Below are 21,971 nucleotides of genomic sequence, written 5' to 3'. Positions count from 1 at the left end.
ATCAGGGTTTGCGTTTTAAAATTTCATTCTTGCTGTTGGGTTTAAAGGAGGCCCCCGCACAGCGCATCACAGCATCAAAACCGTAGCGGGTTTTCATCCTGTCCATGGCCTGGTAAAGGGCAAGCATTTCTTCAGTATCATTGAAGAGGTCAATCTGGTAAGTGCCCCTTACCAGTCCGCTGAAACGCACCCCGATAAGACGCAGCCGCATCCTGCGCTGGTAGAGCTTGTCAAAGAGTTCCTGCACTGTTTTAGTGAGGATATGATCTGCCGAAGTATACTGAACCCTGCACTGTTTGGTCTCCGTGTCAAAATTGGCATAACGCACCTTAACGGTAACCGTTGAAGTAAGCCACTGCTCGGATCGAAGCTGATAGGAAAGCTTCTCTACCATGCCCAGCAGCACCCTGTTTAATTTGGGAATGTCAATAGTGTCCTGCGAAAAAGTGTGTTCGGTCGAAATTGATTTTCTTTCCGAATAAGGTTCTACCGCAGCGGTGTCAATACCGTTGGCTTTTTTCCAGAGTTCCAGTCCGTTTTTTCCGATCATCTGCTGCAGGGCTTCGGCAGGCATTTCAGAAAGGGTCCTTATGGTGCGGATCCCGATGCGCGAGAGCAGCTGGAAAGTTTTCTCCCCAACCATTGGAATTTTTTGTATGGAGAGCGGATTTAAAAAAGGCCGGACCATGTGCTCGGGGATGTCCAGATTCTGCTTCTGCTTTGCTTCGCCCGTTCCGATTTTAGAGACAGTCTTGTTGATGGAAAGCGCAAAGCTGAGCGGAAGGCCGGTTTCTTTTGTGATGCGCTGTGCCAGTTCATCAGTCCATTTGTAACTTCCATAGAAGCGGTCCATGCCTGTAATATCAAGATAAAATTCATCAATGCTGGCTTTCTCGACCACAGGAGCTTTTTCCTGAATGATTTCGGTAATGTCATGGGAGAGCCTGGAATAAAGCTCCATATCGCCTTTCATGATTTTGGCATTAGGGCATAACCTAAGGGCCATCTGGATCGGCATAGCGGACCGCACGCCAAATTTTCTGGCTTCGTAAGAGCAGGAGGCCACGACACCTCTTTCCCCGCCGCCGATGATCAGCGGGATACCGTTAAGCTCTGAATTAGCCAGTCTTTCGCAGGAAACGAAAAACGTATTCATATCGATGTGTACAACTGCCCGGTTCATAGTGCTATTCATTTTATACAGATCAAAATTAGTAACGTATAAGAACATTTTTAAAAAATATTATGTTACAAATGATAACAATTTTATAAAGTTCTTATTTTGCTGGGGATTTGAAATGGGGATTTTTGATTGAAAAAATGTTTATTCAGAATTTACGTAAAATCAATTTAAAAGTGTTTTTGTAAAATTTTCAGCTCAGCTGTTTTCAGAAGCTGCAATTCTGCGGTGAAATATGTTATGATGATTATAAGAAAAAGAGTTATCTTTGTAAGATATTAACTACCTACTAGTGTGTTCAAATGTTTACCTGCAAAGGCATTGCAGGTTTTAGATTATTTTCTTTAATAACGGCATAAATGTCTAAACTATGTTAGAACATAATTCCCATAAAATTATTTTTCATGCAGATGATGACCAGGACGATCGATTGTTATTTCTGGAGGCCGCAGCTGAACTTGATTTACAGCTTGAAGTGCACCAGGCAGAAGACGGCCAGAAACTCCTTGATTATCTTTATAGAAATCCGTCAGAAATCCCGGAAATTGTATTTTTGGATATTAATATGCCAGTGAAAAACGGATTTGAATGTCTTAAGGAAATACGAAATGCAGAAAATCGTTTGAAACATCTGAGGATAATTATGCTTTCCACCAGCAGCAGTCCTGAAAATATTGAGCTCTCGTATGAATTAGGAGCTGACTTTTATGCCGTTAAGCCCAGTACCTTTCAAGGGCTGAAAAGACTGCTGGCATCGATCATGAGCTTGGACTGGAGTATTTCCAAAACCAATAAAGAGAAATTTCTTCTGGCTTGAAATTTAATAAACTTAGATTTTAAAAAAGCCCTCATGGATTATGAAGGGCTTTTATGAAAATACGGATAGTGCTATAGGGCTGCTTGAGCTGCAGGCGTGCTGTCCGCAGGTTCTTCAATAGCAGTCTGGTCTGTTTTTTCCACAGGTGCCTGCTGTGTCGTTTTTTTGATCAGTAAATAAAAATCCCTCAGGTGCCACCAGGCCGGACAGCGGTCCACAGGACCGTTAAAGTTTCGGATGCCGATATAACAGCTTCTTAAAAAAACCTGCGTATCGGTGATCTTTGCCCAGGGTGTCCATTCGACCTGCGCCGGTGGAGGACTGGTCTCAAAATATCGCTTTATTTCTTCGTAATTCATGCTGCAAAATTACATATAAAGCAGACATGAGACAAGGCAGAGAATCTTGCTTATGCCTGATTGGCCCTGGATTTACGCCTTTTTGGTCCGCACCCTTTTGAAAGCCAGCGGATTATTTTTCTCTCTTTTTTTGGTTTTTTTTCTGTGCTGGTTTTGCGGAATGCTGAAGCTTTTATTTCCAGATGCCCGGGCTGGCTTTGAAATACCAGAAGGCATTGGATGTTTGTATCAGGTGAGGCAGAGAGTTAAAAACGTGGCTTTTAATAATAGAAACTTTTTTATTTCTTATATTTGTTACTGAAATCATTATAAGCCTTTTAAATCATACGGTAAAGCCCTTATTAAGTTAAGGGCTTTTTTAATTGCCTTCTGCAGGCCGTGAGCATCAAACAATTAAAAGTCCTTTACAATCCGGAGCCCGCCGGCCTTAAGGCTGGCGGGCTTCCAAAGTTTCCTGCCTGAAATAAAAAAAGCCGATAGGATTATCGGTTTGCTTTTTTAGTCCTTCTTTTTCATGCGCTCTTTTATCAATAGTTACCATCTTTTTAACTTCGGTGCCTGCTTTGGGTTTGTAACTGTCATTGGCTGCTATGGAGAAGTTTACCACCTGGCGGTTTTCTTTTACTTTAACTGCTGAGGCATCCTTTACAATTCGTCCTGTGATTTCCATGATGTTTGATTTTTAGTGAATACTTGTTTTGAGTTTTCTTTTCCCATGCCCTGCAAGAAAATTTTCAAAAGAAAAAACGGGAAAAAAGAAAGCAGAAGGAGAGTGCCGGCTGCAGGCCGGAGTGCTATAAGTCCCGAAGGGCGGCGCAGAGCCGTTATGCGCATGCAGGTGAGGACGGGCACTACTTTGGCTGCCCTTTCAGCCCGTTTTGAATTGAAGAAGGTTTTCGCCCTCTTAAGCTGGATCCTGTAAGGGCTAGAAATACTGTAAGATTATCGGAAGATGCTGTAAGGGAGGACTGTTTAAACTGCCGTAAATTTGTCTTATACTGGTAATGGTACTATAGAGTCAGTCAGAAAAAACAGGGGACCGGCGGGGTTCGTCTGGAGGTTCTGTCCCAAATGATTTAGTTAATTACCATATACTTTTCAGGCAACCGCCGGCCGCCTAAGAACTCCCTTTTATGGGAGTTTTTTTATGTGCAGTCTTCCGTCAGACAGCTGAAATTGACCCCTCAGGGCTCCCCAGGATAAAAGCATTAGACAAATCTCGAGCTTTTTGTTTAGACTATTCTTTAATAACTATAGAGTCAGAAGCAGGTCAAACAATCAGAATCAAAGTTTTTTTATAATTTCGCCTTAGCACTAAATCCAAAAACCATGAAGAATAAAGTCAAAATTCTGAGAGAAGAAAAAAACATGACTCAAAATGAACTTGCCGAAAAATCAGGCCTTTCGCTGCGTACCATTCAGCGGGTTGAAGCCGGACATATTCTTAAAGGATTTACGTTAAAAAAAGTGGCGCAGACTTTAGAAACCAAACCTGATAACCTGCTTGTTAAAAATGAAAATATCACAATCGAAAGAGCCAAACTAATTAATCTTTCTGTGTTATCCGGACTTATTATCCCATTTGGAAGCGTTATTTTTCCTTTAATTTTAACTCATAAAACCGAAGATTCAATAAATAAAGAATTTGGAAAACAAATCGCAGGCCTTCAAATTCTCTTAAGTCTTATTCTTTCCGTTTTAATGATTGTAAGTCCGTTTGTTCAAAGCTTGTTTTCGCTGCAGTTCCCGCTTTTTCTTATTCCGTTGCTTATCATTTTGGGTTTAAAATTATTGATAGTTATTATAAACGGGATCAGTTTAAACCAAAAACAGCAGCTGTCTATAAAGCTTAAAACCAGTTTCTTATAGCCAAAGTCATAAAACTGACGTAAAAATGTCGTATTGTTTTTAATCGAAAATCGGAAATTAAAACCGAATCTTGCTGAAAAAAAACATGAAATTATTTAAGAAAATCGGCGCCGCAGTTTTAGCTGTTATCATTTTATTGTTCTTAGGAGGATATCTTTATTTTCAAAATAAATTCTCTCCGCCGGAAAACTATTTAAATGTCTGCGGAGCTGCAGAAAATATTCCTATGAAATGGATTTCAAGCGAAGAAAATTCACATTCTGCCTTGCTTTTACCTGTAAAAATCAATGGAATTGACCAGACTTTCTATATGCAGTTTGACACAGGTTCGCCTGTTACTGTTTTTTACAGAAATTCTTTAAAATCAATTAAAGAAAAATTCCATAATCCTATTAGGGTAAATGACCGCAATCAGGTTCAAGCAGCTTTTAGAATCGGGGATCTCAAAGTTATTTCTAATACATTTAAAGTTCTGGATTATGGCAGCAAGATTGACTTTGAGAATCCAGAAGCAGTGCATATAATTGGCACAATCGGAACTGATTTATTAGAAAAAAGAATTATGGTTCTCGACTTTAAAAACAACCTGTGTAATTTTGCTGAAACATTTAAAGAAAGTGATTTCTCCGATTTTGAATTCAAAAAACGTAAAATTCTAATTTCGGCAGATGTTGAAAATGAAAATCTAAAATTACTTTACGATTCGGGAACCAGTGGTTATGAATTAATTACGACAAAAGAGAACTGGCAGAACTACCGAATAAAAAACAGCCCCGTAGAGAAGGAAAAAGGAAATTCATGGGGCACAACGCTGAGCATTTATTCTACTTCCGCGAGAAAGAAAATACAATTTAATAACAAAACATTACATCTTTCTGAAGTTACCTACATTGAAGGAATATCCGAGCTGCAGAAATTTTTAATGAAACGTTCGGGAATGCAGGGAATGATAGGAAATAAACTTTTCTTAAATCATAAACTAATTCTAGATTGTAAAAACGAAAAATTTAAGATAGAATAAAAATAAAATTCGACTATAAAAACAATTAAAAACTGATTTCAATAATGGCAGGTTGTGGGAAGTAAGATACTTTTGATCATTATCGGTATCTGGGGAATCATCTAACCTAATCTGATTAGTTAATTCTGTATTATTTTGAATGGAAAGTTTTTAATCCTCTACATTTAAATCTTGCTTTCCAAAACGATAATACTTAAATTAGTAAAATAAAAGGCCTAAAAATGAATAGAATTACCGATCTGCTGAATCTCCGTGAAGGGGAAGACAATAAAGAAAAAATACTGGAAAGTGTTATTAAAAATATCAGTTTTAAAGGCGCTAACCTTTGGATACTTGCATGCGCAATATTAATAGCTTCTGTCGGGCTCAATGTAAATTCCACGGCTGTCATTATTGGAGCGATGCTTATCTCGCCGCTTATGGGGCCTATTGTGGGGGCTGGTTTTGCTCTTGGCATTTACGATTTTACTCTTCTCAAGAAATCCCTTCGTAATCTGCTTACCGCTACACTTGTGAGTTTAACGGTTTCTACGATCTATTTTGCAGTGAGTCCGTTTAAAGAGGTGCAGTCTGAACTTCTGGCGCGTACCTCACCAAACATATATGATATTTTGATTGCTTTTTTTGGAGGTATTGTTGGAGTGATTGCGGTAACCAGAACGGAGAAGGGCAATCCTATACCAGGCGTTGCGATCGCTACAGCACTTATGCCGCCTTTATGTACAGCGGGTTATGGTCTCGCAACTGGACAATGGACCTTTTTCTTCGGTGCATTTTATCTTTACTGCATCAATTGTGTTTTTATAGGAATTGCTACTTTCCTGATTGTTAAATACCTCAAATATCCTGCAAAAAGACAGGTCGATGAGAAGCAGCAGAAGCAGGTGCGTATTATTATAACACTGCTTACGGCCGTTATGCTTATTCCAAGTGCTTACCTGGCGTTTTCGCTTTACCGAGAACAGCAGTTTTTAAAGAATGCAGATTTATTTATTGAAAATGAATTTTCCTCAAAGGGTTATACTGTAATATATAAAAAGAGTACTTTCACTCCTGCAAAAAAAGCACTCGAACTTGCTTTTCTTACCAAAAGGTTTTCAAAGAAAGAAATCGTTCATTTAGATTCTGTCATGGATAAAAATAGATTCCTTGCCGGAGCAGAACTGGTTATCCGACAAGATACATCCGATAGGTTTAGTGCGTTGAAAGGAGATATTTTAAATCAGATTAAAGGAACTGAAAATCAGATTAACGCTAAAGATGTAAAAATTGCCCAGCTTAAAAAACAGCTTGCAGAAAATAGTTTTGACAATATAAGGATTTTAAAAGAGTCCCGCATTCTTTATCCCTCCCTAAATGCGCTTTCTATTTCAAACCACAAACTGGTGAATGAGAAGGACAGTACCGTAGTAAATATAACTGCAGTGCTGTATGGGGCGGATAAGGATCTGAACGCTGCAGAAAAGGAAAAGTTCAGGAAATGGCTTGGTCAGAGACTTTCTTTAAAAAGTGTCGAACTTTACAGGAAACAATAGTTTATAGATAATAAAATGGAACTGTATTTTAAAAAATGTCTTCAGGTTTGATAGTCGAATAAATCTTTTTAAAAAAAGCACATTGATTCAGGAAGAATAATGTCTCTTTTTTTTATTATAGATATTGAGCACCATAAAACCGCATATACCAGATACTATGGATGCGGTAAGCACAGCAAATTTTGCTTCTGTCTGAAATTCAGGATTTTTAAAAGAGAGCAGTGCTATAAATATGGACATTGTAAAACCGATGCCTCCTAAAAGCCCAAGACCCAATATATGCGGCCAATTCGTATTTTCAGGCAGCTGCGAAACTTTTAATTTAACAGAGATCCAGGACATGAAAAATATCCCTGCCGGTTTACCGAGAAATAACCCTAAAACAATTCCAAGTCCCAGACTTCCTAAAAGTCCCTCGATCATTCCGCTTTCAAAGGTTATGTTAGTATTGGCAGCTGCAAAAATCGGCATTATTAGAAAATTCACCGGATTAGTAAGCATATGTTCAAGCTTTTCAAGCGGGGACCCGCCTTTTTCTCCATTTACAGGCAGCGTCAGTGCGGTAAGAACACCTGAAATTGTTGCATGTATACCCGAATGATGTATTAAATACCACATAAGAATGCCGGGAATAATATAAAAGAAAAGGTTTTTTAGTCCCATTCTATTGAAAACTATCTGAAGAAGAAAAACCGCTGCCGCATAACCCAGATAATTGAAATGAATTTCGCTGGAATAGAACACGGCAATTATCAGAATCGCAATCAGGTCATCCACAATAGCAAGCGCAGCCAGTAAAATTTTAAGCCCCGCAGGAACCTTATTGCCTAAAAGCGAAAGTATTCCTAAAGCAAATGCAATATCAGTCGCCATTGGAATACCCCAGCCGGCACTGGTGTGAGGATCAGATGAGTTAAATGACGCATATATGAGTGCTGGAACAGCCACTCCGCCGAGAGCTGCAAGCACCGGCAGGGATGCCTGCCTGAAGGTAGAAAGCTCACCTTCTGTAATTTCCCTTTTGATTTCTAATCCAACCAAAAGAAAGAAAACCGCCATCAGCCCGTCATTTATCCATATTAAAACAGGGAATTTTAAACTGATTGATTTGAATTCTGTTCCCAGTTCATAATTTAATATATTGGAAAACTGCCCAGCCAGAGATGAGTTCGCAATAATTAAAGATACTATCACACATACCAGTAAAATAATGCCGCCTGCAGAAGATGACGCAAAAAAATGTTTAAGACATTTTAGATTGATTAGTTTTCCCATATCTGCAAATTTAGGAAGGAATTAGTGAAATAGCAATGCAGTACTTTAATGATTTTACATTTCAGCGCTGGTTGTTAGGTAAAATTAATGTTTCAGTTTTATTATGGAATGCTATCATTTACCAGAGCGGGACTCAAACCGATCTTGCTTGTAGATACTCAGTTTTTTCTATATTCAAAAGAAGTATGATGTCATTATCGAACCAAAAAAAGCCTGCGATATATATCGCGGGCTTTACTTTTTTTATAGTAGCGGGAACAGGATTCGAACCATTGATTAATCAGAATCTGTTTCTACTGCGCCATTCGAACCTTTTATAAAGAATTCTATGTTTTGTTGAGGTAATGCTTTTGCAAATTTTATTGTGCAATGATTCCGCCATAAAACTTACATTGCTGAAAAATTAGAAAAATAAGCTTTAGTTTTTATGGTAAAAAGACGTATGAAGTCCAGTTTCAGATTTTCAACAATCTGCTATTTAAAATATTGAATCTTTCGTTCCATTGTAGCTGTTAGTTCATTTTTATTCCCTTCTAAATACATCTTACACTTAATCCAGTTTTTATGATTATCGTATTCATATTCATAATATCTGTTTGCTGGCTGATTTATTTCATCTTCACTAATAAAATTGACTTCCACTAAATCGTTATTTTCATTATAGTTGAAAACCAGATCATCACTTGGATAGGGATAAGTTTGTTGACCTGTAATATGTATTTTTTGAACATAAGTATTGGTAGAGTCATAAGTATAAATTGCGGTAAGGAATGTTCTTAAATAGTTACTCCAAGTTATCTTGGCGATTTTGCTTTTGTCATCGTAGTAACATTTAAATTTAGTGTCACAAGCATAGCTAAATTTATTGTCTCCATTACTGTCGCGATATGGGCCTGTGTTCTTAGAATCAAAATTACATTCTGTTAGGTTTCCTTTCGAATCGTATTTAAATGTCTTTACTAACAGTAGTTCGTTTTCAGAAGGGGATTTAAATATTTTTTGCTCAGGTTTAGGTTTATAATAAACCTTTTCTTCAATAATTTTATTTCCCTCAGTTTTATATTGATATTGAAACTGTCTTAGATCGCTATATCGATCTTGATGTTGATTTAGTGCTATATTTGCGCTGTCTAGTTTGGCTATTTTATAGTCTTTGTCATTTTTAAATCTATTTTCAATGGCAAAATTCGTCTGAATTTGTAAATCCAAATCAATGGATAATGGTTTCGAAATGCTTAGGTAAGGCAACAAATCTTTCTTTAAAATATAGTCTTTCTCATCATATTGATATTTATATAATTCCCCCTCGGGACGATCTTCATAACCTTTGGTTCTATGAGTAATTGCTTTTTGTATAGGAAGTCCCTCTTTATTAAATTCGTAAGAATCATCATTAGCAATATCATTTTCAAATAAAACACGGTATTTTACCAGTGGTGTAATGCTTTGTTTGTAAAAGGAATAAACTGTATTTACGGTCTTCACAGGGCCGTTTAAATTTAACGATCTGTTTGCTTTTAATTTGTTTTCCTGGGCACCGCAAAGGCTACAGTATATCAATGCAAAACCTACAATAACTTCTTTAAAATTCAATTTAATTTCCATAATATGAAATTTTTCTTTTTATAGTTTTAATCACCTCGTCCTGCATTGAATTGCGTCTAAGTTTACATTTTATCCAATTGTTATGACTATCATACTCATATTCGTAAAAGACTTTTTCTTGTTTAGGTAAATTATCATTTAAGTATTCACATGCTATGATATCTGCATTTTTGTTATAATAAAATTTAGCTTTTTTATATTTACCATAACTGCCAAAACCATCCTCGTAAAATATTTCAACCTCAGTAACGTAATTTTCGGTAGGATGATATTTGTATTTCTGTACTATAGGTGGCTCTTGTACTTCCTGAGGTTCTACAGCATACATTTCAGTTACTTTAATTAAGCGATTTTTAACATCATATTCATAGATCCATTTTTCATGCGCCCCATCTTTTTCCGTATAATAATTATTTTCCTTGTATTCTCCTTCATTAATTAAGCGTTGCTGGATTAAATTGCCTTTAACATCATATACATATTTTTTGGTCTGGTATAGTTGAGTTTCAATTATATTATTAGAAACATCTTTGTTTACAAAATATTCTTTTTCAGCAGTTATTTTACCGTTTTTGTCGAAATTATATTTATACGCAAAATCCGAGTCTAAATTTTTAAAACAGTTAGACCTTTTAAACGTAGTTTTATTCACATTTTGCATATTTAAATTAGCCATTCCCGTCCAATCAGGTACCCGATACACCTTTTTATCCAATTCATATTTGAAATTATTTTGAAGATCTTTTGGGTCATATACTAGCGAATCGGAAAAATGTCTTGATATCAAACCATATTTATTAAATTCATATGATTCGTATGAGTTTTGGCGTAATATTACTATATCTGTGATATCATCTATTTCATATGCTGTAAGATCTTCTTTGTAAAAGGTACGGTCATAAACGACTGATTTGACCGAATCATTTAAATTTAAACGATACAAATCTTTATTAATTTCGTTTTGATTATTGGTTTTAAGTTGTGAAAAGCAGCTTAGTGAAAGGGAAAGAAATAGTAGTAGGATTTTTATTTTATGCATTTTAAGTGATATTTATATTCGACCTGTATGGTTAATTTATGATGTATTCAGACTTCAAAATAATATTAAACAATTTGTATGGACCGCTATACAAATCAACCTTTTTGGGTAGCTGATGCCTTAGATAATTGTGCCAAATGTTCTTGAATTTTAGAGACAACAGTATTACAATTTTTAATAGCCGATAAATAATATAGGATTCCAACCATACTGCTTGTGGCATCAACGGTAGTTTCTACTTTTTTTAAAGTATCTGTTTCGTTGCTAACAGCCGTCATTTTTGTATAGGTTTCAACTATATACGGTTGTGTTCTTCTCAATTCCAGTATTGCGCTATCAAGCTTAGTACACATAACATTAAATGCCAATCCCATTTTAGTGTACGCCTTTTTAACTTCTTCAATATTATTTGCTTTAGCAGCTGTGTCAAATTCGGTTCCTTTCTTTTGCAACGATTGTGAAAGCAATTCAGATTTTTTGACAAAAGCAGCGCCATGAGCTATCAAAGCATCATATTTTTCCTTCGGGTACACTTCGTTAAATGACATTGCATTACTTACTTTAGTTTCAGTTCGAGTACTTTCGGTAGTACTATTTTTGTTTTTTTTAAATTCAACCGAAATATCATTGAATACTTCAAGCAAATTTTTATCTGTGGAAGTGCCGCTAATATTACTTTCAGTTAAAGTAATACTACTTGGATTAACGTAATAATCGTCTATTATGGTTTGACAGACTTTTTCAATTGATGCTAATGTCTCTAATTTGGTTTTAATGCTCGGTGTGGTTTTATTTTTTTTAAATGTTCCATTTTGGGCATAATTCACGGTAATAAAAAGAAATAGTATGTAGGTAAGTTTTTTTTTACCAACTAGTTTTAATCTCATAAGTATTTTTAGTTATGGATAGATTTTTTTTGTTTTCAATTCTATAAATATATACATTATTACACTAGTGTCAACTTAAAAAGAAAATAAGTTCTTTTCCGGTTCGATAGCCAATTATTGTTTTAATGTATTATCTATAGTCAATAGTTCTTGCAATTATTCTAACTTTAATTATATCCTTATCGCGCCATTTTATCGATCCATTAATACCTTTGTGTTTTTTCATTTCCAAAAATATTTTCGGCAGGTTTAATTTAAGCCCATTCATTTTGAACATCTGTTACTTTTAAAGCACAATCATCAATTAGATTTATTTTTGATCCGCCGGGACTGTTATAAACAGCGGTTTTATTATCAATACTTATCATTTGTACATTTTGGAGTTAACTTTTCCAGCTTTTATAGTCATATTGTTTCTCAGTCTCTTTTATCAATCAAAATATTATTCAATTAACCAAAGAAGGTTTGGGAATAAGAAGCACAGCAAGAATATTAAAAATTTCTACTACAACATTATTGAAAAGGATTGTTTCTATTGCAGGAAGTATTTCCAAACCCATTATCAGCAAAGGCAATACTTATGTAGTAGATGAACTGTGTACTTATATCCAAGACAAGAAAAATTATATCTGGCTGGTTTATGCTTTGGAAAAGAATTCTAAAACAGTTGTGAGTTTTAATGTTGGGAAGCGAACCAATAAAACGCTTAACGGTGTTCTGGAAACTTTAAAATTATCTGATGCTAAAAAGATATTTACGGACAGATTGAAAAACTACAGATATTTGATTGACGAGAAACTGCATTCGGTAAAACGTTTCGGTACAAACCATATTGAAAGGAAGAATCTCACACTTAAAACTCATCTGAAACGACTCAACCGCAGGACAATCTGCTTCAGTAAAAGTTTAGTGATTTTTACTGCTGTTCTGAAGATTTATTTTTGGATTTGAGCAATAAAACAGTAAGTACAATTAGGACGATTGTTTGTTCTCCACGATTCGAACCTAAATTCGGAAGGTCTTGATTTTTGTGCGTTTTTGATTTTCTAGAATGCAATATGCCACGATTCTGCCATAAAACTGAAACTAGTGAAACATTAGTAAAATTCGCCTTCACTTTTTGTGACGGAAAATAGTATCAGGTCCAATGATTAGTTAATAAAAAATCAAAATAGGAAGTATATTCTTATGGGTTTGTGTAAATGAAATAAAAGTTTAATTTTACTTTTTAAACTTTACATAGTTTTTTTGTTGTCATTACAAAATAATCCTTCCTTATTATTTAGACAAGTTTGATTAAAGAGGCATTTTTGGGTGCTTATTTTTTTATTTACATAACTAAAAATTTTATGCATAAATCTGTAAAATATATTATGGTGCTTTTTTTTGCATCATTTAGTCTGGTTTCTTGTAAACAAAAACAGGGAGATAAAATAAAAGTAGGATTTTCTCAGGCTATGACAACTGACGACTGGCGTAAGCAAATGAACAGTTCTATAAAGATTGAAGCTTCTTTACGACCTGAAGTTGATTTAAAAATTAGTGATGCCAATAATAATATAAACAAACAGATTGAAGATATTGAACGATTTATTTCTAATAAAGCAGATATTATTATTGTATCTCCAATTCAATCTAAACCTTTAACTGCCGTTGTTGAAAAATCACTAAAAGCAGGAATACCAGTACTTATTGTAGATCGAAAAATTGATGGCGAAAATTACACTGCTTATCTTGGAGCTGATAATATAGAAATCGGTCGGATAGCCGCGCGTTATATCATTTCGCACAGTAAAAATTCTGGTAAAATTATAGAAATTACCGGCGCATACGGATCTTCTCCGGCTTATGAAAGAAGCATGGGCTTTAATCAAATTGTAAACGAAAACAAACGTTTTAAGATTGTAAATACAATTCAGGGCGATTGGGAAAAAGAATCAGTAAAAATACCTTTAAAAGCTGTTCTTCAACAAAATCCCAATATTGAATACATTTTTGCCCATAATGATCGTATGGCTTTAAGTGCCTGGGAAACTGCGAAAACGTTAGGCTTAGAAAAGAAAATTAAATTTATTGGTGTTGACGGATTAAATACTGTTAACGGAGGTATAGAATTAGTAAAAAGCGGTGTTCTGGACGGAACTATTCTATATCCTACAGGAGGAAATGAAGCCTTAAAACTGGCTTTGAAAATGTATAATAAAGAACCAGTCTCAAAAAATAATATTCTCAGTACCATTGTGATAGACAAGAACAATGCTGAGATTATCGAAAACCAGATGGATAAAGTTGATCAGCAGCAATCTGTTATTGAATCACAGCAAGGAGCAATAAAAGTACAGGAAAGAGAATATGCTTCGCAGAATAATCTGGTTCGGCTGCTGAGTTTTTTTCTGGTAATTATTTTGAGTTTGACGATTTACAGTATTTATTCGACTATTTCTATCTCAAGAAAGAAAAAACAACTCGAAAGAATCAATCAAACTGTAATTGATCAGAATAATGAAATTCAGGAAATGGCTCAAATTGCCCAAAGAAGCAACGAAGCAAAATTGAATTTCTTTACCGGACTTTCACATGAATTTAAAACGCCCATAACACTTATTATGAGTTATGTAGAATCGCTGATTGAAAATGAAAAAATTAAAGGAACGGCACTTATTGATGAAGTAAAAATAATTCATAAAAATTCAAACCGATTACTCAGATTAATAAATCAATTGCTGGATTTTAGAAAAATTGAAGAACAAAAATTTACACTAAGAGCTTCAAATACTAAAATCTATGATTTTACAAACGAAGTAATGACCAACTTTAAAGGCGAAGCTGCCCGAAGGAATATTGATTTTCAGCTTATTTGTAAAAACAAAAATCTGGAATTATTTATCGATAAGGGATTGATGGATAAAGTATATTTCAATTTGCTTTCAAATGCATTCAAATTTACTCCTGATAACGGTAAAATTAGTATTTCGATTTTTGAAAATCAAGATAATACAGTGCGGATTAGTTTCAAAGATTCCGGAATCGGAATACCTGAAAATGAATTGTCGAATGTATTTAATCCTTTTTTCAGAGCTTCAAATAACAACAAAAACAGTTCAGGAATTGGACTTCATCTCTCAAAAGAATTTGTGCTTTTGCATCAGGGAACACTAGAATTAAAATCAAAGCAAGGAAGTGAGTTTGTAATTACGTTATTAAAAGGAAACAGTCATTTACAGCCTTCTGAAATCATAAATAAAGCGGAAAATTTAAATAAAACGCCAAATCTAATATCGGATAATTTAGATATAGAAACAGATTTAAATCAGGAAATTGTAACCTCTAAGTCAGAAAAGCATACACTTTTAGTTATAGAAGACAATATAGATTTGGTTGCTTTTTTAAAAGCCAAATTATCCAGTGAGTACGTAGTTTATACTTCAGATGGAAGCGATGCTGTTAAGAAAACAATGGAAATCATTCCGGATATTATTATATGCGATATTAATCTGGTTGACAAAGACGGATATGAAATTAGCAGAGAACTGAAAAAGGATTTGCGTTCATCACATATTCCCATCATTATTTTAACAGCACAAAGTACTAAAGAATCTGTTTTAAAAGGTTTACAGAGTGGTGTTGATCAATATTTGACAAAACCCTTTAGTCTTTCGATTTTAAAACAATCTATTTCCAGTTTGCTTTTCAACAGAGAAAAGCTGCGTTATTATTATACCAATAATATTTACCGCGTCGAACCAGAATCTAAATTTGGCAATCAAGAACAGTCATTTATTACTAAAATGAATGATATCATTACAAGGAATGTTGAAAATCCTAAATTTTCTGTTGAGGATTTAGCAGATAAATTGGGAGTTTCACGAGTTCAGTTGTATCGAAAAGTAAAAGCAATCATTGGAATCAATATCAGTGATCATATTAATAATGTAAAATTGGAGAAAGCGGCAGAGCTTTTAAAGTCCAACAACATGAATATTTCAGAAATTGCATACTCGCTTGGATTCTCTTCTCCAAACTATTTTTCTACAGCTTTTAAGAATAAATTTGGAATTTCACCAAAGGAATACAAATCGTCTACTTAATGTTGGTTTAAAATGGATACAAACCAGGTATCAATTTTAAACCTAATGTAACAAAATCGAAACTACACGGTTTTCGTAAATAAATTTTAAATCATCCAAAGCCTTGTAAATAAGGCTTTTGTTATGTGAATGTCAAACTATCAATATTTATAGAATTAAATTGTAACATCATTAAAAATAAGTTGTTTTTTTTGCGGATATCTTAGCGATAAGTTTTTAATACATCTACAATGAACAAGATATTGATTTGGTCTGTTACTGCCGCACTGGCAGGTTTTCTATTCGGTTTTGATACCGTAGTTATTTCTGGAGCTGATAAACAATTACAGCTTCTCTGGCATTCATCTGATGCTTTTCATGGATCTGTTGTTATGGCAATGGCACTATGGGGAACAGTTGTAGGTGCTATATTTGGAGGAATACCAACTAATAAAATGGGACGTAAAAAAACACTGTTCTGGATTGGGATTTTGTATTTCATTTCGGCTGTAGGTGCTGCTTTTGCAAATAATCCATTTGTATTTGCTGCTTTTAGATTTATTGGAGGTTTAGGTGTTGGGGCTTCAACTATTGCTGCTCCGGCGTATGTCTCTGAAATTGCTCCGGCAGACAAACGAGGACGCTTAGTGGCTTTGTACCAGTTTAATATAGTACTTGGAATTTTAATTGCCTTTATATCCAATTACTTCTTAAAAGACATTGGCGAAAATGCCTGGCGATGGATGATTGGAGTTCAGGCTGTTCCATCTTTTATTTATATTCTTTTCATACTTACAATTCCTGAAAGCCCAAGATGGCTATTATCTAAAAACAGAGATGAAGAAGCGCGTGAAGTATTGTTTAAAATCGATCCAAGTGCAGATCTTAGTGATATTATGGATGATTCAAGAGAAAACGGAATCACCAAACATGAAAATATCTTCATGAAAAAACACCGTTTTCCATTGATATTGGCTTTTTTAATTGCATTTTTTAATCAGTTTTCTGGAATCAATGCCTTCTTGTATTATGCCCCAAGAATTTTTGAAGAGGCAGGTTTAGGACAAAATACAGCTTTATTAAGCAGTATCGGAATCGGGATTACAAACCTTATATTTACTTTAATCGGAGTTGCATTAATTGACAAATTAGGAAGAAAGTTGTTAATGTACATAGGTTCTGTCGGATATATTATTTCTTTGGGGTTAGTCTCGGCTTCGTTTTATTTCAATTGGGGAGGATTATCTGTGCCTATTTTCCTTTTCTTATTCATTGCTTCGCACGCCATTGGCCAGGGAGCTGTAATCTGGGTTTTTATCTCAGAAATTTTTCCAAATCACATTCGTGCATCAGGACAAGCTTTTGGCAGTTCGGTACATTGGGTTTTGGCAGCAATTATTCCATCTTTAATTCCAATGTTATTCTCAGAAATTGGACCTGATGTTGTGTTCTTAATTTTTACGCTTATGATGGTATTACAATTACTGTTTGTAATTTTTATAATGCCGGAAACTAAAGGAATTTCTTTGGAAGTATTAAGTGAAAATCTAACCAAAAAAAATATCAAAAAAAATGAAATCAAAGAAACATCTATCGCTGACATTTTATAGTGCACTCGTACTTTCAATAGCAGGCTGTAAACCATATTCGGCTGTGGCTCAAAAAACAGAAGCGGCAGTTTCAACAGCTGCAGAAGAAAAAATGTACCGTCCTCATTTTCATTTTACGCCAAAAAAAGGCTGGATGAATGATCCAAACGGAATGTTTTATGCAAACGGATATTATCATTTATTCTATCAGTATTATCCTGACGGAAATAAATGGGGACCAATGCATTGGGGACATGCAATTAGCAAAGACTTGGTAAAATGGGAAGAGCAGTCTATTGCCATTTATCCGGAAAATGACAAATATATTTTTTCCGGCAGTGCTGTTGTTGATGTAAATAATACTTCAGGTTTAGGTACTGGTAAAACAGCTCCAATTGTAGCGATTTATACGCTGCATGATATGACAAAAGAAAAAGAAAACAAAATCGATGTTGAGCAGCAGGATATTGCCTATTCGAACGACGATGGTTTTACATGGCAGAAATTTAAGGAAGGAAATCCTGTCGTGAAAAACCCTGGAATTCGTGATTTTCGTGATCCAAAAGCAACTTGGGACGAAACCCATAAACAATGGATATTGGTTTTAGCAGCTCAGGACCGATCTCAGTTTTACAAATCTAAAGATCTTAAAAACTGGGAATATTTATCTGATTTCGGAAATAATATCGGAGCTCACGGAGGTGTTTGGGAATGTCCGGATTTCTTTCCGATAAAAGTTAAAGGAACCAATGAAACCAAATGGGTGTTAATTCAGAGTTTAAATCCGGGTGGCGCTAACAGAGGTTCAGGAACGCAATATTTTATTGGAGATTTTGATGGAACGACTTTTAAATTAGATTCCAATTTTGCCAAAAGAGTAGAACAGGAAAAAGCGGTTTGGATTGATTACGGAAAAGACAATTATGCCGGAGTAACCTGGAATAATGTTCCCAATGCCGACGGACGCCGATTATTTATCGGATGGATGTCTAATTGGGAATATGCGCAAGATGTTCCAACATTTGCATGGAGAAGCAGCACTACAATTGCCCGCGAAATTCAGTTGATAAAAAAAGGAAATGATTATAGTCTGATCAGTAATCCTGTAAAAGAAATCAATAAATATGTTTCTAAGACAATCAAAGAAAAGAGTCTGAAAGGAAAAGGAAAAATTTCAATTCCTGAAGCAGGAAAAATCGATTTGACTCAGGCAATTGTCAATTTTAATTTAAAAAATTTAAAACAGGATACATACACTTTTACACTTTCAAACGCAATTGGAGAATCTTTGACTTTTGGGATTAATAATTCAGAGCATTATTTATTTGTAGACCGTTCGAAAGCAGGAAAAAATGATTTCTCTGAAAAATTTGCTTCATCAATTACCAAAGCAATTTTAGATGGAAATCAAAAAGAAGCTGTTTTTAAAATCATTTTAGACAAAACATCTATAGAAATATTTTACAATAATGGCGAAAAAGTAATAACCGAAATCTATTTTACAAACCAGCCATTTACTTCTCTTTCAGTTTCTTCAAATGAAGAAGTTGAACTGAGCACCCTCGTAATTAACCAATTAAATATAAACTAACTAAAAACCACTAACCTCATGAAAAGTAAAATTATTTATTTTCTATTTTTCTTCTTTCCAATGCTGGTAATGACAGCGCAGGAAGGTGGGATTAAAGGAACGGTAATTTCGTCAGACGACGGAATGCCGCTTCCGGGAGCAACCGTACTTATTTCGGGTACAAATACCAGTACAGTAACAGATTTTGATGGAAATTTTTCTTTCGGGAATATAAATTCAGATGCTGTAATTGTTGTTTCTTTTATTGGATATGCACCACAATCCATTTCCGTAAAAGGCCAAAAAACATTAAATGTAACTTTAAAAGCTGATAACAATCAGCTTAATGAAGTTGTCGTAACAGGATATTCAAAACAAAAGAAAACAGATATTACCGGAGCAGTTGCTGTTGTAAACATGAAGGAAGTCATGAAACAGCCGGAACCAAACCTAATAAAAGCGTTACAGGGTAGAATTGCTGGTGTAAAAGTGACTTCAGATGGTTCGCCAAGCGGAGGAAATACAAAAGTGGTAATTCGCGGTGTAGGAACTTTAAACAACACTGATCCGCTTTATGTAATTGACGGAATGCCGACAAAATCAGGAATGCATGAATTGAATCCAAATGATATTGAAACAATCCAGGTTCTGAAAGATGCTTCATCAGCTAGTATTTATGGTTCACGAGCTTCAAACGGTGTAATTATCATTACAACCAAAAAAGGAAAAGAAGGTAAAATGAGAATCAATTTTAGTACGTATGCTTCTTTTTCTGACTACTCGAGAAAACTAAATGTTTTAAATGCTAATCAGTTTGGACAGGCTCTTTGGCAGGCAAATATTAACGACGGTCTAAATCCGAATAACAATAATTTACGTTATCAGTTTGATTGGTCAGTAAATAACAATAAACCGCAACTGAATAAAGTTCTAGTTCCTGAATATTTGGATATAGAACAAACGTTAAAAGCTTCAAATACCGATTGGTACGATGCTGTCTCTCAAACCGGAATTGCCAATTCTTATGACTTATCGGTTTCAAATGCTTCTGATAAAGGAAATTATGTTTTTTCATTGGGCTATTACGGAAATGAAGGTGTTATAAAAACTACCGATTTTGAGAGAATTTCAGCGAGAATGAACAGTTCATATAAATACTTCGACGGAAAATTAGTTATTGGAGAAAATTTCAGTTTAAACCGCACAAACGAAGTAACAGACCCGGGCGTTTTAGATCCTGCATTGAGAGCTTTGCCAATTATTCCCGTGCATACTGTGGACGGAATAGGTTGGGGAGGACCTGTTGGAGGAATGAACGACAGACAGAATCCGGTACGTCTTTTAGAATATAACAAAGACAATAAATACGATTATTTGCGTCTGTTTGGTAATGCGTACGCAGATTTGGAAATCATTAAAAACCTCCATATTAAAAGTAGTTTTGGTATTGATTATGGATCTTATAAAAAACGTACGCTGCAAAGAAGTTATAAGTCAGGATATCTGCAAAACGATCAGACCTCTGTTACGATTGATCAATCGCTAAGTGACAGATGGACGTGGACTAATACGGCAATATATAGCTTGAATTTCGGAAAAAGCAACTTGAATTTAATGGCAGGAACCGAGATGTATAAAGACGTTTTTGACACAACAACTTTGCGTAAAAATGACTTTTTGATCGAAACACCGGATTATATGTATCCTGATGCAGGAACAGGTGAATCGTTTACAAGCGGAACTTCAACGGTATATTCACTGCTTTCTTATTTTGGAAAAGCAGATTATGAGTTTGACAATCGTTATTTGGTTTCGGCTACAATTCGCCGTGATGGCTCTTCAAGATTTGGAAAAAACAATCAATTTGGAACTTTTCCTGCTGTTTCGGCCGGATGGAGGATAAGCAACGAGAACTTTATTAAAAATAATGCTCCTGTCTTTTCTGATTTAAAATTAAGAGCAGGTTGGGGACAAACTGGGAATCAGGAAATCAGCAATACAGCAGTTTACTCCCTTTATCTGGCAAGTTATGCTGGCGGAAGTCCAACTTGGGCAACTTCTTACGGAACGGCTTACGATATTGCAGGAAACGGAAATGGACTGCTTCCGTCTGGGTTTATTGCAACACAATCAGGAAATGATGATTTGAAATGGGAAACTACAACGCAAACCAACATTGGTTTAGACTTTGGTTTATTCAAACAAAAACTAAGCGGATCTGTAGATTATTACATCAAAAAAACAGATGATATTTTGGTATTGCCACCTTATTTAGGAGTTATCGGAGAGGGCGGAAATCGCTGGGTAAACGGAGCTTCAATGGAAAATAAAGGATGGGAATTTTCTTTAGGATACCACGATGAAACCTCATTTGGATTGAAATATGATATCTCTGGAAATATTTCGGCAAATAAAAATAAGATTACACAATTACCGGATGAGGTAAAAAATAATTATGGAGGAGACGGACTAAACGATAATATTCTGGGACGTCCCATTAACTCTATGTACGGTTATGTTACTGACGGATTGTTCAAAAGTCAGGACGAAGTAAGCAGCTCGGCTGCTCAGGAAGGAAAAGGCCTTGGCAGAATTCGTTATAAAGATTTAAATGGAGATGGAGTCATTACAGACAAAGATCGTACGTGGATAGGAAATCCAAATCCGGGATTGACATATGGAATTAATCTAAGTTTAGGATACAAAAATTGGGATTTTACTACTTTCTGGGAAGGAGCTAGTGATGTTGATGTAATCAATAATACCAAGTATCAGACTGATTTTTGGAGTGTTGACGATGTAGGATCTAATAAAGGGACCCGTTTGCTTAATGCATGGTCATTGGATAATCCAAATTCTACTATTCCGGCCTTAACGACTGTTGATAGAAATGCCGAATCAAGATTTTCAACTTATTATGTAGAAAAAGGAGATTATCTTAAACTGCGTGTTTTGCAATTTGGATACAGTTTACCAAAAGATTTATTGAAAAAAATCAATTTTGAAAGCTTTAGATTCTACATCAGCGGACAAAATTTATTGATCATTGATGCTAAGAGTTTCACAGGGGTTGATCCTGAGAATGCAGGATTTGGATATCCGCAGCCAACGACTTTTACAGCAGGTCTTAATTTTACTTTATAATAAAAGATTAAATC

At 35.1% G+C, this 21,971-nt stretch carries 16 protein-coding genes; 9 read left to right on the top strand and 7 right to left on the bottom strand.

The genetic code is table 11. From position 1 onward, the window contains the following. Position 1 precedes the first annotated feature (1 nt). On the bottom strand, positions 2-1,183 hold the full coding sequence (dinB, locus tag ASE21_RS15415) for a DNA polymerase IV (RefSeq protein ID WP_082603488.1): 1,182 nt from the start codon (positions 1,181-1,183) through the stop codon (positions 2-4). Positions 1,184-1,550: 367 nt separating this feature from the next. Between dinB and ASE21_RS15410 the strand changes: the two genes are divergently transcribed. Next, entirely contained in the window at positions 1,551-1,997 is a 447-nt protein-coding gene (locus tag ASE21_RS15410; protein WP_057123572.1) for a response regulator, read from the top strand. Positions 1,998-2,068: 71 nt separating this feature from the next. Here the strand turns inward: ASE21_RS15410 and ASE21_RS15405 are convergent, their stop codons facing one another. Then, on the bottom strand, positions 2,069-2,356 hold the full coding sequence (locus ASE21_RS15405) for a DUF6965 family protein (RefSeq protein WP_057123571.1): 288 nt from the start codon (positions 2,354-2,356) through the stop codon (positions 2,069-2,071). A gap of 427 nt (positions 2,357-2,783) precedes the next feature. Then, complete coding sequence (locus ASE21_RS21770) at positions 2,784-3,026, bottom strand: single-stranded DNA-binding protein (RefSeq protein ID WP_128414706.1); 243 nt, start codon at positions 3,024-3,026, stop codon at positions 2,784-2,786. A gap of 659 nt (positions 3,027-3,685) precedes the next feature. On the opposite strand from ASE21_RS21770, the gene ASE21_RS15390 reads away from it, so the two are divergent. The 3 genes from ASE21_RS15390 to ASE21_RS15380 all read left to right on the top strand — a co-directional run bounded on the left by ASE21_RS15390 (position 3,686) and on the right by ASE21_RS15380 (position 6,781). Continuing rightward, a complete protein-coding gene (locus ASE21_RS15390; protein WP_057123569.1) occupies positions 3,686-4,225 on the top strand; it encodes a helix-turn-helix domain-containing protein in 540 nt (179 codons plus the stop codon). Positions 4,226-4,310: 85 nt separating this feature from the next. Continuing rightward, positions 4,311-5,246 carry a hypothetical protein gene (locus tag ASE21_RS15385; protein WP_057123602.1) on the top strand — a complete coding sequence of 312 codons (936 nt, stop codon included), beginning with the start codon at positions 4,311-4,313 and terminating at the stop codon, positions 5,244-5,246. Between the two features lie 221 nt (positions 5,247-5,467). Then, on the top strand, positions 5,468-6,781 hold the full coding sequence (locus ASE21_RS15380) for a DUF389 domain-containing protein (protein ID WP_057123568.1): 1,314 nt from the start codon (positions 5,468-5,470) through the stop codon (positions 6,779-6,781). Positions 6,782-6,868: 87 nt separating this feature from the next. Here the strand turns inward: ASE21_RS15380 and nhaA are convergent, their stop codons facing one another. From nhaA to ASE21_RS15355, 4 genes are all read right to left on the bottom strand, one after another. Further along, positions 6,869-8,056: a Na+/H+ antiporter NhaA gene (gene nhaA, locus ASE21_RS15375; protein WP_057123567.1), complete on the bottom strand. Its 1,188-nt coding sequence runs from the start codon at positions 8,054-8,056 to the stop codon at positions 6,869-6,871. A gap of 474 nt (positions 8,057-8,530) precedes the next feature. Further along, on the bottom strand, positions 8,531-9,661 hold the full coding sequence (locus tag ASE21_RS15365) for a hypothetical protein (RefSeq protein WP_057123565.1): 1,131 nt from the start codon (positions 9,659-9,661) through the stop codon (positions 8,531-8,533). After that, positions 9,651-10,700, bottom strand: coding sequence for a hypothetical protein (locus ASE21_RS15360; RefSeq protein ID WP_057123564.1), 1,050 nt, complete (start codon positions 10,698-10,700; stop codon positions 9,651-9,653). The genes ASE21_RS15365 and ASE21_RS15360 overlap by 11 nt, the downstream gene beginning before the upstream one ends. Positions 10,701-10,795: 95 nt before the next feature. After that, entirely contained in the window at positions 10,796-11,587 is a 792-nt protein-coding gene (locus ASE21_RS15355) for a hypothetical protein (RefSeq protein WP_128414705.1), read from the bottom strand. A gap of 429 nt (positions 11,588-12,016) precedes the next feature. On the opposite strand from ASE21_RS15355, the gene ASE21_RS15350 reads away from it, so the two are divergent. The 5 genes from ASE21_RS15350 to ASE21_RS15330 all read left to right on the top strand — a co-directional run bounded on the left by ASE21_RS15350 (position 12,017) and on the right by ASE21_RS15330 (position 21,957). Beyond that, the gene (locus ASE21_RS15350) at positions 12,017-12,538 is read left to right on the top strand and encodes an IS1 family transposase (RefSeq protein WP_317039151.1); all 522 of its coding nucleotides are present in this window, start codon (positions 12,017-12,019) and stop codon (positions 12,536-12,538) included. A 398-nt stretch (positions 12,539-12,936) separates the two neighbouring features. After that, complete coding sequence (locus ASE21_RS15345) at positions 12,937-15,675, top strand: substrate-binding domain-containing protein (protein WP_057123601.1); 2,739 nt, start codon at positions 12,937-12,939, stop codon at positions 15,673-15,675. A gap of 230 nt (positions 15,676-15,905) precedes the next feature. Continuing rightward, positions 15,906-17,264, top strand: coding sequence for a sugar porter family MFS transporter (locus tag ASE21_RS15340; RefSeq protein ID WP_057123562.1), 1,359 nt, complete (start codon positions 15,906-15,908; stop codon positions 17,262-17,264). Further along, on the top strand, positions 17,227-18,834 hold the full coding sequence (locus ASE21_RS15335; protein WP_057123561.1) for a glycoside hydrolase family 32 protein: 1,608 nt from the start codon (positions 17,227-17,229) through the stop codon (positions 18,832-18,834). Before ASE21_RS15340 ends, ASE21_RS15335 begins: the two co-directional genes overlap by 38 nt. A gap of 18 nt (positions 18,835-18,852) precedes the next feature. Beyond that, positions 18,853-21,957 (top strand): SusC/RagA family TonB-linked outer membrane protein, encoded by a 3,105-nt coding sequence (locus tag ASE21_RS15330; protein WP_057123560.1) that lies wholly within the window; start codon positions 18,853-18,855, stop codon positions 21,955-21,957. Positions 21,958-21,971 lie beyond the last annotated feature (14 nt).

The sequence above is a fragment of the Flavobacterium sp. Root901 genome (assembly GCF_001429765.1).
GTDB lineage: Bacteria > Bacteroidota > Bacteroidia > Flavobacteriales > Flavobacteriaceae > Flavobacterium.
This window is presented reverse-complemented; position numbering and strand designations above follow the sequence as displayed.